This is a genomic window from Veillonella parvula (genome assembly GCF_036456085.1).
GTDB lineage: Bacteria > Bacillota > Negativicutes > Veillonellales > Veillonellaceae > Veillonella > Veillonella parvula_E.
The window spans coordinates 1,778,276-1,795,497 of record NZ_CP138632.1; the positions used below are offsets into that span (position 1 = coordinate 1,778,276).

Here is a 17,222-nt window from a genome sequence, read left to right on the forward strand (position 1 = left end):
TGTATGGAGTTATTAGTATGTATCAAACAGGTTCCAGATACATCTGAGATTAAGCTGGATCCAGAAACGAATAATCTCATCCGCACAGGTCTGCCTAGTATTGTAAACCCTTATGATATGCATGCGTTAGAGGCAGCTCTTGCGGTAAAAGACCAATATGAAGATAGCCGTGTAACCGTTGTCACTATGGGGCCTCCACAAGCCGAGGCGGCACTGCGCGAGTGTTTATCCCTCGGTGCAGATGATGCGGTGCTCATTACAGACCGTGCTTTTGGCGGTGCAGATACATTGGCTACAAGCTATACGATTGCTTCTGCCATTCGTCATATTCAACGTACCATGAATCGCGAGTTCCAAATGATTTTCTGCGGCAAGCAGGCTATCGATGGTGATACGGCTCAGGTAGGGCCTCAAATTGCTGAGGAATTGGGCATGGCGCAAGCTACCTATGCTTGTGAATTATCTGTAGATCAAGCAACCCAAAAGGCGATTGTGAAACGAGAACATGAAAATGGCTATGAAATTGTGGAAGTTCCATTACCTCTATTGGTAACGGCTACGACTGAACTCAATGAACCTCGCCAACCCGGTCTTTGGAGCTCGATTTATGCTAAACGATACACGATTACGCATATTACATTGCGAGATATGCCGCATATTGATGAAAGCCGTATTGGTCTCAATGGCTCTCCTACACGTGTGCGCAAGGTATACCAACCATCGCTTCGGGGCAAGGTAGAAATGCTTTCATCCGTGGACGAAGGGGCTAAGAAAATTCTTGAATTGGCTTATAATATCAAGCCAGAAAAGTTTTCTCATCTATTAGTGCCTAGCGAAGAACTGGTTGAAGAGCCTGTAGATACCAATGATGAGGGCGTAGATGTAAAAGATCCTGTGCAGCGGGCTGCCTCTGTTGAAAGTGTATCCTCCAGTGAGTTTAAGGTTTTAGCAGCTGTTAAAGGTGAAGAAGGTTCCAAAGGAGGTGATCGATAATGGGAGTGACAAATTTTGATGAATATAGAGACGTCTTTGTCGTAGCGGATACCATCGATGACGTAGTGCATCCAGTTACGTACGAACTTATCGGTCAAGCTCGCCGTATTGCTAAGGAATTGGGTCAACTCGTTCAAGTTATGCTGCTTGGTGAGAATGTTCAATCCGAGGCGGAGGAACTTGTGGCACATGGTGCCGATATTGTTCACGTTTTTGAAAGCCCTCTTTTGAAATACTATACAACGGACGGCTATACAAAGGTTTTGACGGACTTCTTTGAAGATCATAAGCCTAATATTCTTTTGATTGGTGCAACAAATAATGGTCGTGACCTAGCACCTCGTATGTCTGGTCGTATGAAAAACGGCGTCGTAGCTGACTGTACCATTTTGACCGTAGATACTGAAGAAGGTCTTGTAGAATGGACACGCCCTGCCTTGGGGGGAAATATTTTAGCTGAAATTATTTCCCCAAATCATCGTCCACAAATGGGTTCTGTCCGTCCTAATGTATTTAAAAAGCCTGAACGCATTGCAGATAGCTGGGGCCGCATTCAAATTGAACCATTTGACCTTAAACCTGAAGACATTCGCATGAAGCGTCTTGACTTCATTCCGTTCAGCAAAGCTGGGTACAACATTCAAGAAGCGGATATCATTGTGGCCGGTGGTCGTGGCATGGGGTCTAAAGAAAACTTTGATAAGCTTTACGAACTTGCCGATGCTATCGGCGGTGTTGTAGGTGCTACCCGTCCACTCGTTGAAAAAGGTTGGATTGAATTGCCATATCAAGTAGGCCAAACAGGTAAAACTGTAAGCCCTAAACTATACTTGGCATTTGGTATCTCTGGGGCTATTCAACACGTGAGCGGTATCTCTGGTGCTGACACAATCGTGGCTATCAATAACGATCCAAATGCAGAAATCTTCCAACACGCTAACTATGGGATAGTGGGGGATTGCATGGAAGTTTTAAATGATATGTTGGCGCATTTGAAATAAAAGATGTGCATAAAGTGGCATTAGAATTGTAATACAATAAGGAAAGAGGATACCCTTCCCGAAAGCCTCCAAAGCGAGCTAAGTCGGTTTCAGAAAGGGTATCCTCTTTTTATTATCATATTCCTTAATCCATATGCCACTTTATGTGTTCTTTTAAATACCACCTGCGCCGACATATCATTTTAGAGAGAAGGGAAATGCGCCCAAGGCGGCTTCGAATAGGTATCCCTATTTGGCTTACTGCTGTTGTAGAGCTCAAATATTAGTGTATTATAAACAAATGCTCCGACATATTATTTATACAAAGGGAAAGTTGCTTCTAGAACGGTAATCCTTTTTCATTTCTATGCGTTTTACCTTAAAATGCGTCAATATGTCATTTTGGGGAGTAGGAGCGTGTGGTACGCGTATCGCCCTAGAGTCCATTACATATTAAAGTGGTATAATTAGGGTATAGATTTAGTTCGGATTGATAAGGAGGTTTTTATGGCTCGTAATGTTTTTGTTACTGGTGCAACGTCTGGTATTGGTCTTTGTATTGCCGAGGCGTATGCAAAGTATGGCGATAATGTTTTAATTTCTGGACGTCGCGCTGAGGTGTTGGCTGAGGTACAGGGTCGTTTGTCTAAGGAATACGGCGTGCGCGTTGAGACTTTGGTTCTTGATGTGCGTAGTCGTGAGGATGTTGAAAGCAAGGTCCCAGCAGCAATTGAGGCTTTTGGTGGCGTTGATGTCCTCGTAAATAACGCTGGCCTTGCACAAGGTTTAGATCCTTTCCAAGATAGTACTGTCGATGATGCGGTGACTATGATCGATACGAATGTGAAAGGTCTTTTATATGTAACAAAAGCCGTACTACCTTATATGATTGATAAAAATGTAGGACATATCGTGAATATGGGCTCTACTGCTGGTATTTATGCATATCCCGGTGGTGCGGTTTACTGTGCTACAAAGGCGGCAGTTAAGATGTTGAGCGACGGTATTCGCATGGATACGATTGCAACGGATATTAAGGTGACTACCATTCAACCGGGCATCGTAGAGACTCCATTTAGTGAAGTCCGCTTTCATGGTGATGCGGAAAGAGCTAAAGCTGTCTATGCCGGCATCGATGCCATCCAACCTGAGGATGTGGCGGACGTTGTGCTATATGTAACAAACCAACCTAAACGTTTGCAAATTTCTGATGTTACCATTATGGCTAATCAACAAGCAGCTGGGTTTATGGTGCATAAGAAATAAGACATCCTATGATTTAATGTGAAGCTGAGTAAAGGTCTCGTATGTTAACTAAGGAGGCAAAGCAAGTGCAATAAAGCCGAATCATCTTATTTATAAAGGAAAGGCAAAAAAATGAAAAAATATATCGTTATTACAGGAGCAAGTTCAGGCATAGGAGCAGCTACGGCAAAAGCTTTTGCACGTCGTGGAGAAAATTTAATCGTTATTGCACGAAGAGCAGAACTATTAGAGAATTTGAAAGATGAGATTGCTAATAATTCACCTGATACAGATGTTATTGTAAAACCTTGTGATCTTTCGCGTAGCGAAAATGTTTTAGCACTTTGGGATGACCTTAAAAGCTATGAGTTAAAGGCACTTATCAATAATGCAGGCTTTGGCGATTTTGGATTCATGGGAAATCATGATATTCAAAAAATGGTAAGAATGATAGATTTAAATGTAACAGCACTTGCGATACTTTCCAGTTTATTCGTGCGAGATTATAAATGTAAACAAACACAGTTGATAAATGTTTCCTCCGTGGGCGGCTATTTTTTAGCACCAGGCGTAGTACCATATTGTGGAACGAAATTTTTTGTAAGTGCTTTCACAGAGGGCTTGTATCATGAGCTTGTACAGGATGTGGATGCTAAAATGCAGGCTAAAATCTTAGCGCCTGCTGCTACTAAAAGCGAGTTCTGCGATGTAGCTTCAGGTAAAAGCGGATTTGATTACGATGCTTCATTTGAAAAGTATCATAGCAGTGAACAGACCGCAGACTTTTTGCTTACTCTTTATGATAGCGATGCATGTGTTGGCGAGGTGGATTTAACTAGCTTTGAGTTTAAGCTCAGTGGGCCAAAATTTAATTACCTAGCTGCTGCCAAATAGTAGATAGGGATGGATTATATATAGACATAGATACTCCTGATGAGCGTCTTAGCATCTATTTTGAATATATGTTTGTATAGTAGCTAATATAGGACTCAAGGTTTTATACAGGAAATAACTACTTGAAATTCCCTATCATTTAGGGTATAATTATAAAATAAGTTTTGATAAAGAATATTTTGTAAAATATATTTATATATTATAGTATTCATACTAAATGTGTTGTGTTTGTACAGATGTATTTGTAAGAGAGCGGAGATTATGATTATGTTGAAGAAATTTGTATTGATGGCTGTTGCTTGTGCTTGTGTATGTTCTTATACTGTTGCCGGTGCTCAAGGTACTGTTGATGTAAAACCGAATCAACCTAAATCTGTGGTAGCCGAACATGAAGCGCCAATGGTTGGCATGCCAAGCCCGTTTCATGAGTTTTCTACTGTAGATGAAGCGGCTAAATATATGAACATTACACCTCAAATGCCTAAGGTGTTGCCTGTAGGTTATAACATTGAATCTGTAAGTACTATTGATAAGGATGTATTGCAAGTGGTTTATGTTTACCAAGCTGGTGAGGATGCTACTCGTAATCAGGCTGCAGGCAAACGCATCGTGTATCGCGTATCTAATGAAATAAAAGAAGATATTAGCGGCGATTATAGCGATTTTCGTGTAACAGCTAATGAAAAAGTAAACGGCACAAAGGTTATTTTCAAAGGTGGCAATAAAATGGTATATCTCATAGGTTGGACCAAAGACGGCCAAACTCATGGGATGTACTTCGAACGCCCTGTAACTCGTGACATGGCTAAAGCGATCGTTGCTAATACAGTGGCCCCAAAACAACATACAAAATAATATACAAGTCCAGGCCTAATGGGATAGGCATGCGAGTTGTGGTGAAGCACTCGCATGGACATTGTAAGGGTTTTATATAGAACGGCTCCTCATATGAGGGGCCGTTTTTGTTGATATGCAAAACTTTCATAATGAGAATCACTCTAATATACCGCTGCGGGTATACATATATATAAAGACTATTGATAGAATAGAAATATAGTTAATTTATAATAAAAGAAGGCAGGTGATGTATTGTATCGATTATTATTACAGCGTTTGGTGAGTATTGTTGGTATTTTACTAGTTGTAACCATCGGTACATTTGTATTAATTAAACTATCTCCCATTGATCCTGTGGCGATGAAGTTTAATCTAGTAGGGGCTACACCTGATCCGGTATTAGTAGAGCAGATGCGAGAGCAACTAGGCCTCAATGACCCATGGTGGCAGCAATATGTACGCTGGCTAAGACAACTGGTGCGAGGCGACTTCGGTGAATCTATATTGTATTCGCTACCGGTAGCAACTATTTTGGGTGGTGCACTGCCGAATACATTGGGGCTCGTATCACTGGCGCTTTTGATGGGCATAGTCGTAACGATACCGCTTGGCATGTTGTCGGCACGGTATCAAGACTCCTGGGCCGATCATGTGATTCGGTTATTTACGTTTTTCGCCTTGGCGATTCCGGGGTTCTGGGTAGGTCTCTTGCTATTATATTTATTCGGCGTGAAGCTACAGCTTGTATCGGTGACGAATACAAAGGGCTTTACCGTGTATATACTGCCGGCTTTGACGATTGCTCTGTGGATTTGCGGCTTATATATTCGCCGTTTACGCAATGCTATTCTGGAGGTTGAGAAACAGCCCTTTGTACAGGGGGCCAGGGCGCTTGGTTTACCGGAGTGGATGGTATATTGCCGCTATATCTTCCCTCATGTAGGACTTATGTTATTACCTATGATGGGCGTTACGATGGGGGCCATGTTAGGCGGCTCCGCGGTTATTGAAACGGTGTTTTCTATCAAAGGCATTGGCTATATGATGGTACAGGGTATTATGGCTCGCGATTATGTATTGATGCAAGGTTATATCATCTGGATTACCTTGGTGTTCATCGTGATAAATATCATCATTGATGTATTGAGTGTTTGGCTGAATCCGAAGCGAAGAGCCGCTATAAAAGGAGGCTCTTATGAATAGACAAAAGCCTTATGGCCTATATATCATGCTTGTACTGGCAGCATTGTGGATTGTATTTTTCCTCTGCGCTCCGTACATCGCGCCTTATAATCCGGAGGCGACGAATGTAGCCGATAGGTTGCAGGATATCAGCAGCACTCATTGGCTCGGAACCGATCAGTTGGGCCGCGATGTGTGGTCCCGCATCCTTTATGGCGGGAAGGCATCGCTGTGGATTGCTTTCACCATCATCGGCATCAGCGGAGCGATAGGCATTGTTATCGGCGGACTGGCGGGATTTTCCACGCCGCGCATCGACCGTTGGTTGTCGCGATTGATCGATTTGGTGCTGGGATTTCCGAATATGGTGATCGCCATTGCCTTCATCGGCATCATGGGACCAAGCATAACGAATGTGATCATTTCGCTGTGCATTACTAAATGGGCGGAATATGCGCGCATCACGAGGGGGCTTGTCCATATCGAACGCCATGCCGAGTATATTACCTTTGCTCGCATGTCCGGCGCTTCGAGAATTCGCATTTTATGGCGTTACATTCTGCCGAATGTTCTGCCGCCGCTATTAATTGTCATTATTCAACATTTAGGGGACGCCATTATTTTAGTGGCCAGTTTCTCGCTCATCGGCATCGGCGTGCAACCGCCTGATCCCGAATGGGGCGCGATCCTGTTGAGCTCCCGCGATTTTCTGCAAACCGCGCCTTGGCTATTAATCTATCCGGGGCTTGCGATTTTTATTACCGTTGTTCTGTTTAACTATATTGGCGATGCGTTGCGTGATGTCCTCGATGTATCACGATGACCGCATACAATATGAATGTTTTTAGTGAAAGCCTCATCACAATGAGGTGTGAAAAGGAGTATTTATGAAACGTTGGTTATTAGCATGTGTATCCATGCTGTGTATGGTGGCTCTCTTGGTGGGCTGCGGCAATGATACGGCTAAACAAGGCAAGCATCTGAATGTCGGCTTATATTGGTTCGGTGAAACATTAGATCCGACGCATGAATGGGATGCGTGGACCTTGACACGTATCGGAGCAGGTGAAACCTTGGCTACGGTGACACCAGATATGAAATTCACCGGACAATTAGCTGATTCCTGGGAAAATATTGATCCCACTACATGGAAATTCCATATTAGAGAAAATGTAAAATTCCATAATGGCACTGCGATGACACCTCAGAAGGTAAAAGAGTCCATCGAGTATACGATGAAACAAAGCCCTCGCTCTGCTAAGGCCGTTAAAATCGAATCCATTACCGTTGATGGTCAAAATTTGATCATTAAAACTACGGAACCTAATGGCTCCTTATTGTCCAGCTTGACTGAACCTGCATTCGTTATCATGGATACAGCGGATCTCAAAGATGTGGTGTCTAAACCGGTTCTTACAGGTCCGTACAAAATTACTTCTTTCACAAAGGGTGAAAGCATCGAGTTAACGGCATTCGCCGACTATTGGGGCGGCAAACCGGGCCTTGATTCTGTGACTGTAAAGGATATTGAAGACAATAATAAGCGTGCCATGGCGTTACAATCTAAAGACGTGGATGTTATTCAAAAGGTGGACTCCGCTAATCGCAGCTTGTTTAAAGACGGATTCAACATGCAAGACGTGTCTGGTGTTCGCGTAATGATGTTAAAGGTTAATCATACAGAAGCCTCTCCGTTACATGATAAGAATGTACGTTCCGCTGTGGCTCATATTATCAACTACGATACAATGGCAAAAGTTATCGGCGGCGGTGCATTGGCCGGTGGTGCGCCATTCCCTCCTTCCGCAAACTTGGGCTATGATGGGCTTTCAAATAAGGCAGTCACTAACCTTGCAAAAGCAAATGAATTGTTAACGCAAGCGGGCTATGTGAAGAACGGCAACGGTATCTATGCAAAAGACGGCAAGGAATTGAAATTGACCCTCGCAATTTGGGGCAAGGATACCAGCATGTATGAAGAAATTCAACAAGAATTGAAACAGGCGGGTATTGCGGTAGAACTCAGAAAATTGCAAAGTCCTAATGAAGTGGATACCCTCGGCGTAGACGCATTTGATTTGGTGGAACGCAATGTGGTGACCATGTCTACAAACGATCCGTACTGGTTCCTCAGCCTATTCTATAAATCCGGTTCTAAAGCCAATGTGGGTGGCTATAATAATCCTCAAGTGGATGCATTAATCGACAAGTTGGCGGTTACATTCGATCAAAATGAACGGACGAACGTGGATAAACAAGTACAGTCCATTTTGCTTGATGATGTGGCTGATATCTATTTGTTGTACCCTGCTGCGAATGTGGTTTCCACATCCAAGGTTAAAAATGTGCCGGTGCATCCAATCGATTACTACTTATTAACAAAGGATTCTACTATTGAATAAATCTGATTGCATAGTATTTGACAATGTATCAATTTCATACGGTGCGGAACAGGCTGTGCGTGATGTATCCTTTTCCGTGTGCACCGGTGAGGTATTTGCCATCGTTGGTGAAAGCGGCTCCGGGAAATCGACGTTGATTCGTGCCGCCTTCGGTATGCTGAAGAGAGCTACCATAAGTGGTCAAATTTTGCTGAACGGCACGGATATTACGACATTGAGCGATAAGGACTGGCGACAGATGCGCGGCATGAGTATGTCGATGATCTTTCAGAATCCCAGTGCCTATTTGAACCCGGCTCGTACCGTGGAAAACCATTTCAAAGACTTGCTGCGCGCCCATGATGAACCGTATGATGTGAATCGCGTACTCCATATGTTACAGCTCGTCCACTTGACGGAAGGGGAACGTATTTTACAATCCTATCCGTTCCAACTGAGCGGAGGCATGCAGCAACGTCTGGCGATTGCGTTGAGCCTGATTCTGAAACCGGACATTGTATTTGCTGATGAGCCGACCAGTGCTTTAGATACTCTGGTGCAATCGTCGGTGCTGGACTTGCTGAAAGAGGTAACACAGGCCCTCGGGGCGACTGTGATTCTGGTAACCCATAACATCAAGGCAGCTGCTCGCATCGCGGACCGCATCGGTGTGATGAATAAAGGGCACCTTGTTGAAATGGGCGTTACCGAAGAGGTAATGGCGCATCCTAAAGATGACTATACACGTATATTGTTGGATTCCGTGATGAAAGTGGTGTAATATGATTCAAGCTGAGCATATATGTAAACAGTATACGAACCACAATCATACGGTGCGCGCCGTTGATGATGTGTCCTTTACCGTTGCTGAACATGAGCGGGTAGGTATTGCCGGTGGTAGCGGTTCTGGTAAAAGTACGCTCCTTAGACTTATAGCGATGCTAGAAAAACCTACATCGGGCACGTTGCGACTCTTCGGTGAAGATATATTGCAGATCCAAAACCATACGGAAATCTATCGCTCGCTGCAGATGATGTTTCAAAATCCGTTGGCAATCATTCCGCCGCGGATGAACTTGGAAGCCTTTCTGCTAGAGCCGTACATTAACTATGGTCTTATGGACATGGCTGAGGCGAAAGAAGATATTCGTAAATGGATTCAACATGTGGACTTACCGGGATCGATTATCCAGAAATACCCTCACGAAGTCAGCGGAGGTCAGTTGCAACGTGTTGTACTGGCACGAATCATGCTGATGAAGCCGAAACTGGTACTCTTTGATGAACCTACATCGGCCCTTGATGCGGTGAACCAGAAACTCGTACTCGATCTATTACAAAAACTACATACAGAACAACCCTTTGGCTATGTGTTTGTTAGTCATGATATCGGACTGCTACAAGCCGTAACAGATCGAATCCTGGTAATGAAAGACGGACAAATCGTGGAAAACATCGAATCAAAACGACTCAAAGAAGCGGTACACCCGTATACACAAGCACTAGTAGAAGCAAGTGTGTAATAAGCAAAGAGCCCCTGTTTCAAACAGGGGCTCTTTTTTTGAGTATTTATTAAATCATAAGTTTAACTATTAAGGATACCTTTAATATTTATTCAGTTCTGCGACATTGATAAAATAGCTTTTTTTAGGATTAAATAACTGTAATCTAGGGCATGTAATGTAATAAGGATTATAACCTTAAAATTTATCAAAAGTATAAAAATTATAAAAATAAATTAACTATACTTATATATGCAGGAGTTTTTAATAATATGTAGAAATATAATAATATGAGATAAAAAAGTTTGTTTTTGTGTAGGAGGTATTGTATGGAATTCGAAGGTCTTATTAAATCACATGTACAGCGAATTAAAATATTGAAAAATGATATTCTGATGGAAGAAGCAACACAATTATAGTGATTTAAAAGTTTTGTGGTTGGAATGTATTTTTATGGAAGAAGGGGATATATATGACAAGAGAACATGTATCAGATATTTGGAACGAAGGGGTAAAAGGGCATTCACATTATGATTTTGTAGATGTGAATATTAATAGTGATAATTTATTATTTATTGATCCGGTATTGATTGAAATGAATCAGGGGAAATGGTATAAAGATGCGAACTTAATAGTTCAATCTTTTTTTGATGAATTTTATAAGGCCTATAGAGATAATAATATATCAAGGAAACGGGAGTTATTATCTCATGCTGGAGAACAAAATGCAACTCGTTTCGGTTATGGACGAGGTGATAATGGGAGAGGCAATACTGTAAATGGATTACTAGCTATATTTAGTCCCCTAGAGGATTATATTGAGAGGATTTCTACTATAGAGAAAGCGGTAGACTTACCATTATTGATTACTCGCTTTTCACAGGATGGTTTGTCAGATTTATTAACTAATATTTTACATAATCACTTAAATGAATATATGCTAAAGCAAATGGAAAAGTTTAAAGTGAAGAGTAATGGCAGAACAGAATATTGGACTTGGGATTTAGCTAGTTTGAGTTGGAAAGAAGTTTCTGCTTCATCATATAAAGTTAACAATCAAGAGTTGCTTATCGTACCTAAGTCTATTGTTAGGAAACATTATTTATTTAGCATTGAACAATTTTTTTCTAGAGTTCTAATTGAAAGAGAGCGAAGTGCAGGAGAATATTATGATAATGATAAAGATAGATTTATTCCCAAAAAAGAGGTAGAGAATATCATAAAAAATAGAAGTGATTTTGGAATACATTGGAAGTATAAAGAGAGTCTTATTTATATCAAAGATAATAATGATGCTTTGGATGAATATCATAGACGATTACATTCATTTTATAGTAAAAGAAAAGGGATGGGAGATAGGGCGTTAGATGACCTGATTTATAAAGAGAGTATAATATGTTAAAGAAAGAATTATGGATTAGAAAAAATATGTGTGGAGATTAAGCTAAATTGATGGTCGTATAACAAATTTATATCTATTAGAGGAGATTATTTTGCCAAGAGGGAAGTCAGTAACTAAATTATTGCTTAATTCTTCTATTGCTGCATTATTTGCAGGGATAGAAATTCATAATAAACCTAATATACCATATAGATATCCTACAACTATTATCCTTATAATAAATGCATGGGAGTTAGTTTTAAAAGCTTATGTATATAAATATATTAGTAAAAAGAATATATATGAAAATAAAAAAGATGGACATACCATTTCTTTTACTAAAGCATTAGCTTTGACAAGAGATCACATTAATGCAAAAAATGATTATTTGCCTTTTAAATCAAGTACTGAAAATTTATTTTTATTAAATGAATATAGATGTTTAAATGTTCATTTTTATGAACCCGAATTAGATCCAGTAATATTTATGCTATTAAGTAAAGCAATTATGAATTATGATGAATTTGTAAAACGATATTTTAACAAAGATATTACTCGGGATGATAACTTGGTTATTTTACCGGTAGGATTTAAATTACCATTTGATCCAATAGAGTATTTGAAACAAAATTATAAGAGATGTCATAATGAATTCGTTAATTCTGTTTTGAATAGTACTCGAAAGCTTTTGGCTGAAGGAATTGGTGAAAGTATTGTTATAGGCTTTGATGTTTATACTGCTAGTTATAAGAATATACAAAATGCGGATATAATTGCATCTATAGACCAGCGTAATGGATCGGTTCGCATAACAAAAGGGGTTAGATTAACGAATAATCCTAATGCCCCAGCTTATCATGGTTTTGAATTTGATGTATTGCCTTTAACATACGGTGAGTTAATACAACGGATTAGGGAAAAGAGGAGTGATATAAAAATAGGTAAAGCATTTCATAATATAATGAGTAATATAAAAAATAATGTTGAATTATGCCAGATTATTTATTTAAATCCTAAAACAAAGTCTGGAGCTAAAAAATGTTTTTATTCAGAAAATGCCATTGATGAAATTATTTATTTATATGACGAGTTGCAAGAAGGGTGAAAAGTAGCGGTAAAAAATATAAGAGGCTTAATCGTCTTTAAAATCAGGATGGCTATAGAAAAGTATAATTATATTAACAATATAAACGTATTATGAATATAAGATCATTGCTGAAAGTTTGATGATAAACGTTTATTTTTAATCCTTCATAATCTTCCGTTATTATTAATAGTATATAGTATCTATACTTTCTGAAAGCGAGTCCCTAATTATGACTACAGTAAAACACGAATGGCGTAAACATGAGAAAGACCTGTATTGTCCGAAGCAGCAGGCGGTGCTGGTTACGGTGCCGAGCATGAAGTTCCTCATGCTGGATGGCGTGGGAAATCCTAATCATGCGGCTTTTGCCGATGATATCGAGGCGTTATATTCGTTGTCCTATGGGATAAAGATGTTGCCGAAGAAGGGCGTGACGCCGGAAGGGTACTTTGATTACACCGTGTATCCGTTGGAGGCTCTCTGGAAGCAGCTCGAGCATACGGAGCAGTTTGATAAGAATAATCTGCAATATCGGGTGATGATCAGACAACCTGATTTTGTGATTCCTGATGTGTTGGAGGCGGCCATTATTAATGTGTCCAAGAAAAAATTGTTGCCTCGATTTAAGGACGTGCGGCTTGAATCGATAGAGGATGGCGATTGCGTACAGATATTGCATGTCGGGCCTTATGATGATGAACCGGAATCGTTTATAAAAGTAGATGAATTTTGTTCTGCTCATAATTTGCAACGTGCTAATGACGAGTGGCATCGGGAAATCTATTTGTCCGATGCACGAAAGGTGGAGCCCGCAAAATTGAAGGCTGTACTGCGCGTGCAGGTGAAAAAGGGATAGTTATAAGGATTTTATAATAAACTTAATCGGATTTATGAACGAGGTATCTTATGGATCTGAATAGTTTTTTCTTATTGTTTCCCAGTATTTTTATGCTGCACGAATTTGAGGAGATGCTCTTGTTTCCTTATTTTATGGGGCGAAATCAGCAGTTGCAACGTCGATTTTTAGCGGGGGCGTTTACACCTTTTAGATTCAATGCCGTCGTCTGTCAGGAATTCATACTCCTGTTGATTGTGCTGGGCTTGAGTATGTATTTTGAAAGCTTCGACATTTACATCACTGTTATCATAGCGTATATATACCATGTGATTGGGCATATATTCCAAAGTATTTTTCTACGACAGTATATACCGGGCGTTCTTAGCGGTATCATAACTAGCGGATATTGTACCTATCAGATCTATGATGCGGTATCAGCAAACTATTGGCTTTTGGCGTATTCGTTCATAACACTGCTGATCATAATTGTTAATATTGTTTTGTGCTTTAAAGTTCTTCAGATGTTACAAATATCGTCTGATTAGGTTGTGAAAGTAAACTTTTATAGAAATATTATGAGATGTAGCTCCTCAAAAGAGGAGCTACATCTATTTTGTATGCTTTTTAGTATATATATGATTTAAATAGATAAATCTTTCAATCTATGAGGAGAAAATTACTCGTAATGTATAGTATGATTTTTAATAAAGATAGATTTGGAGGTACATATGGTAAATAATATTGAACACTTCGTAGAATTAGTAGTAAAGCGAACTGATTTGATTACAAAACTTTTAGTGATTTTATTTATAGGCTCTATTTTTGCTAATTATTTATATGATAACTATTATGTGAATATCTTGGGAATTCAATTTTTATTTCCACAAATAGTGCAAACTTTATTACAAAGAATAGAGTTTCTGCTTTATTGGATAATTCCTTTTGTATATTTTATTCCTATAGGCTTATTTTTGCTTGTAGTTATAGGCTTTATTATGGAGGATATATTAAAGTATATAGAAAGAAAATATGCTATTAGTTTTGTAAGCAAGAAAGACTGCTGCTATTTTTTTAGTCATCAAAGTCTAGGTTTAATTTTTAGTATAACATTAGTCAGTTTCTATATAGGCGGAATGTATTATATTTTAGCTACATTTAATCATATAGGTAGTTTGATATCTATTGAGAATTATACTTCATCATTTAATAATCTTAATCCTATAAAAGACTTGATTCCCTTTAGCAGTTATTTAATTAATGTGACACATAAAGAATGGATCGAATTAGCTTTTGGCATAAATAGCACTATAGTATTAGAGTTATGTATATATTGGTGCTACATAAATCCTTATCTAACTGTACAAGAAGAGCGGATTTCTTTTAAAGCAAGAATTAAAAAAGAAGTTAACGAAGATTAATTTAATATTAATATAAAAAGCAACCTCTTCAATGGAGGTTGCTTTATCTGTTTAGTATCAAATATATTTAAATCTAACTATTTGGTTAATTTTATTATGCAATTTCCGCTTTCAAATCGATAACGTGTTTACATGCCGTGCATCCAGGGCAGTCGCAGAATTCAGCGCCTTTTGCCTTAATGTCTTTAGCGTGTTGCAATAGATTAGCTGCGCCTTCTGCACCAAGAATTTGTGTACCAAGTTCAGAGCCTGCAAAGCCGATTGTTTCGTCGATGAGTGCAATGTTTTGCTCCGCAACGGATACGAGTTGTTTTGTAAGTGCTTCTTGTTCAGGTTTGCCTTCTGCATTGATCCAAGATTGAGCGAATTCTTTTAATGTTGGATTGCTTGTAGGTGCATCTAATAAAGCTTGTACGAGTTCTTTTACTTGTGTATGTGTCATGATGGTCTCCTTTTATAAACTACTAACTATAAGAACAGTGCGCTAACTAGTATTATATGAGCACATGTTCCTTTTCTTGAGTTCATTATAGCACCTACGATTATTTTGAATAGTAGGATAATTTATGATAGATACTATCAAATGTGATAGATTTTAGATAATACATAGTTCAATTTTTAAAAAATCTGAGCTTGTGAAAGTAAACTCTATTGGAGTGCATCGGATAGAGTGTATGGGACAGTAAATATTATCTAGATAGTTTCCTTTTAATGATATAATTTACTTAATAGATGTAGTTTGTTTATAGGGGAATGTATCATGAAAAAGATTATATGTGCACTGGCCACGCTAGCTTTCATAGGTTCTATTAATATTGTCTCCTCAGAGGACTTAATGCGGCTTCGTCTCAATGGTAATTCGATTTATGATCAGCCTTATGGTGACCGAAATGAGTTTCCTTGTCCAGATGGACTTGGTAGTTGCAGTATGACTGATAGCGATTATAGAAGCACTCGTAAAGGTCAATCGCTAGAGGTGTTTGATACTGTATACGAGGCTAAGCAACATTTGAACTTTAAACCGCAGTTGCCAAGTGGAGTAGAGGGATTACATGCTATACATGTGGCTGTTGTAGATCATGATGTACTACAAGTCGTGTATGCCTATCATGAGCTTTTAAAAGGAAAATACTTTGACCGTGTAGATGATATGCCGAAGTATATTAAATATCGCGTATCTACTTTATCTGGTAATATCGGAGGTGACTATAAGGATTACGTGCCTCAGAAAACAGAGGCTGTAAATGGCATGACAGTAACCTGTCGAATGGTGGATGATTCTGTTTACTTAGCATCTTGGGAACATGAAGGACAAAATCATGTGTTCTTATTTAATGAGCCAGTTTCTGTTGAGCGGGCTAGGGAAATGATTAACAGTGTAAAATATTGAAAAAACACTAAAGGTGTAGTATATTATAGGTAGGCAATTGATAGTTGTGCAATTAACTACAAAATCCCCCGGAGCGGAAACTCCGAGGGATTTTTTACATCATATATGAAAATGAAGTTATTCATAGTGACAATATTTTACTTTTTATGGTAAAATATCAATAGAGCAAAGTGTTGATTAAATGCACTAAAGAAGCCCTTGCAAAGGATGCCGGTCCTAGCAAGGGCTTTTTTGTCAGATCGTGGTGATAAACCAAGGGTATACAGTCCTCTTTGTTGTGATTGATATTAGAAATAATGGAGTTTATATGAACGCAGAAAATTACAAGATTTCAAAGCTACCATATATAGAAAATGGTGGTAATGAAATTATGGAAAAGTACGAAATCCGCACGCAATATGAAACGGAACCGCCTCATGGGGATGCTATATACTCTATTGCTATAAAAAATAAGGTATTGCCATTTTGGATTTATGGTAGAGATGTTACTTTCATAGGTAGTAGCATGGTTATGGTGGAATCTGTACAGTGTAAAACTTGGGATCCCATAGAAACTATCATTATTGATTTAGAGAATGAAGTGTATGCTAATTTAAAGGAATGGTATACAGATATTTCATTTGTTAGTGAACGCATTGAGCTAACGAACCAAGTGGTAAAGAAGAAGAAACTCATTATGAATGATTTTGATAGTTTAGAGTGGACTAACTACTAACGATGAGTTTTATGAAATCATATTCATTTTATTTTAATTGACATAAGTCTATAGAATACAGTACAATACCCTTATATCTTAAATCAAGCGATGAACGGGTATAAAGGTTTACAAATCTGCTTTCAGAGAGTTGCCGGCTGGTGCGAGGCAATAGAGGTTGTACGCTGAGACTCTCCCGTGAGCTTCGGTGGCGAACGTTAGTAGTCATCGACGGTGGTTCCGTTATACCCGAAACGAGTCCCAATTAGGGTGGTACCGTGTTATGAATATAACGCCCCTTTGAGCAACGACGGTTGTTCTGAGGGGCTTTTTTATTTGTGAAAGTCTAGTAAATCACTGATATATATGGTGTCGACATTGGCGATGTTACAAACTTTCA

The 17,222-nt window shown here is 39.2% G+C and carries 18 protein-coding genes and 1 other annotated feature; of the genes, 17 read left to right on the plus strand and 1 reads right to left on the minus strand.

Annotated features, from left to right (window positions below):
• Positions 1 to 3 precede the first annotated feature (3 nt).
• The 15 genes from PK1910_RS08290 (at position 4) to PK1910_RS08360 (ending at position 14,738) form a co-directional block, all read left to right on the plus strand.
• A complete protein-coding gene (locus tag PK1910_RS08290; RefSeq protein WP_287511576.1) occupies positions 4 to 993 on the plus strand; it encodes an electron transfer flavoprotein subunit beta/FixA family protein in 990 nt (329 codons plus the stop codon).
• Positions 993 to 1,994: an electron transfer flavoprotein subunit alpha/FixB family protein gene (locus tag PK1910_RS08295; RefSeq protein ID WP_024061032.1), complete on the plus strand. Its 1,002-nt coding sequence runs from the start codon at positions 993 to 995 to the stop codon at positions 1,992 to 1,994. The genes PK1910_RS08290 and PK1910_RS08295 overlap by 1 nt, the downstream gene beginning before the upstream one ends.
• 486 nt (positions 1,995 to 2,480) lie before the next feature.
• Positions 2,481 to 3,239 (plus strand): SDR family NAD(P)-dependent oxidoreductase, encoded by a 759-nt coding sequence (locus PK1910_RS08300; RefSeq protein ID WP_287511577.1) that lies wholly within the window; start codon positions 2,481 to 2,483, stop codon positions 3,237 to 3,239.
• Positions 3,240 to 3,350: 111 nt separating this feature from the next.
• Positions 3,351 to 4,112 (plus strand): SDR family NAD(P)-dependent oxidoreductase, encoded by a 762-nt coding sequence (locus PK1910_RS08305; protein ID WP_287511578.1) that lies wholly within the window; start codon positions 3,351 to 3,353, stop codon positions 4,110 to 4,112.
• A gap of 267 nt (positions 4,113 to 4,379) precedes the next feature.
• A complete protein-coding gene (locus tag PK1910_RS08310; protein ID WP_287511579.1) occupies positions 4,380 to 4,967 on the plus strand; it encodes a hypothetical protein in 588 nt (195 codons plus the stop codon).
• Positions 4,968 to 5,201: 234 nt separating this feature from the next.
• Complete coding sequence (locus PK1910_RS08315; protein ID WP_287511580.1) at positions 5,202 to 6,152, plus strand: ABC transporter permease; 951 nt, start codon at positions 5,202 to 5,204, stop codon at positions 6,150 to 6,152.
• Positions 6,145 to 6,954, plus strand: a complete 810-nt coding sequence (locus PK1910_RS08320) for an ABC transporter permease (RefSeq protein ID WP_287511581.1) — start codon at positions 6,145 to 6,147, stop codon at positions 6,952 to 6,954. The genes PK1910_RS08315 and PK1910_RS08320 overlap by 8 nt, the downstream gene beginning before the upstream one ends.
• Positions 6,955 to 7,018: 64 nt before the next feature.
• Entirely contained in the window at positions 7,019 to 8,533 is a 1,515-nt protein-coding gene (locus tag PK1910_RS08325) for an ABC transporter substrate-binding protein (RefSeq protein ID WP_287511582.1), read from the plus strand.
• On the plus strand, positions 8,526 to 9,293 hold the full coding sequence (locus tag PK1910_RS08330) for an ABC transporter ATP-binding protein (RefSeq protein ID WP_287511583.1): 768 nt from the start codon (positions 8,526 to 8,528) through the stop codon (positions 9,291 to 9,293). Before PK1910_RS08325 ends, PK1910_RS08330 begins: the two co-directional genes overlap by 8 nt.
• Position 9,294: 1 nt before the next feature.
• Positions 9,295 to 10,035, plus strand: coding sequence for an ABC transporter ATP-binding protein (locus PK1910_RS08335; protein WP_287511584.1), 741 nt, complete (start codon positions 9,295 to 9,297; stop codon positions 10,033 to 10,035).
• 451 nt (positions 10,036 to 10,486) lie between these two features.
• Entirely contained in the window at positions 10,487 to 11,416 is a 930-nt protein-coding gene (locus PK1910_RS08340) for a hypothetical protein (protein ID WP_287511585.1), read from the plus strand.
• 91 nt (positions 11,417 to 11,507) lie between these two features.
• A complete protein-coding gene (locus PK1910_RS08345; protein ID WP_287511586.1) occupies positions 11,508 to 12,500 on the plus strand; it encodes a DUF3644 domain-containing protein in 993 nt (330 codons plus the stop codon).
• Positions 12,501 to 12,711: 211 nt separating this feature from the next.
• The gene (locus PK1910_RS08350) at positions 12,712 to 13,338 is read left to right on the plus strand and encodes a GyrI-like domain-containing protein (RefSeq protein WP_287511587.1); all 627 of its coding nucleotides are present in this window, start codon (positions 12,712 to 12,714) and stop codon (positions 13,336 to 13,338) included.
• Positions 13,339 to 13,388: 50 nt separating this feature from the next.
• Positions 13,389 to 13,865, plus strand: a complete 477-nt coding sequence (locus PK1910_RS08355) for an HXXEE domain-containing protein (protein WP_287511588.1) — start codon at positions 13,389 to 13,391, stop codon at positions 13,863 to 13,865.
• 183 nt (positions 13,866 to 14,048) lie between these two features.
• Positions 14,049 to 14,738, plus strand: coding sequence for a hypothetical protein (locus PK1910_RS08360; protein WP_287511589.1), 690 nt, complete (start codon positions 14,049 to 14,051; stop codon positions 14,736 to 14,738).
• 94 nt (positions 14,739 to 14,832) lie between these two features.
• Here PK1910_RS08360 and PK1910_RS08365 read toward each other — a convergent pair whose 3' ends face one another.
• Positions 14,833 to 15,180: a hypothetical protein gene (locus tag PK1910_RS08365; protein WP_287511590.1), complete on the minus strand. Its 348-nt coding sequence runs from the start codon at positions 15,178 to 15,180 to the stop codon at positions 14,833 to 14,835.
• Positions 15,181 to 15,498: 318 nt separating this feature from the next.
• Between PK1910_RS08365 and PK1910_RS08370 the strand changes: the two genes are divergently transcribed.
• Entirely contained in the window at positions 15,499 to 16,128 is a 630-nt protein-coding gene (locus tag PK1910_RS08370) for a hypothetical protein (protein ID WP_287511591.1), read from the plus strand.
• Between the two features lie 307 nt (positions 16,129 to 16,435).
• Entirely contained in the window at positions 16,436 to 16,843 is a 408-nt protein-coding gene (locus PK1910_RS08375) for a hypothetical protein (protein WP_287511592.1), read from the plus strand.
• Between the two features lie 81 nt (positions 16,844 to 16,924).
• Positions 16,925 to 17,125: a binding site (T-box leader), on the plus strand.
• Positions 17,126 to 17,222 lie beyond the last annotated feature (97 nt).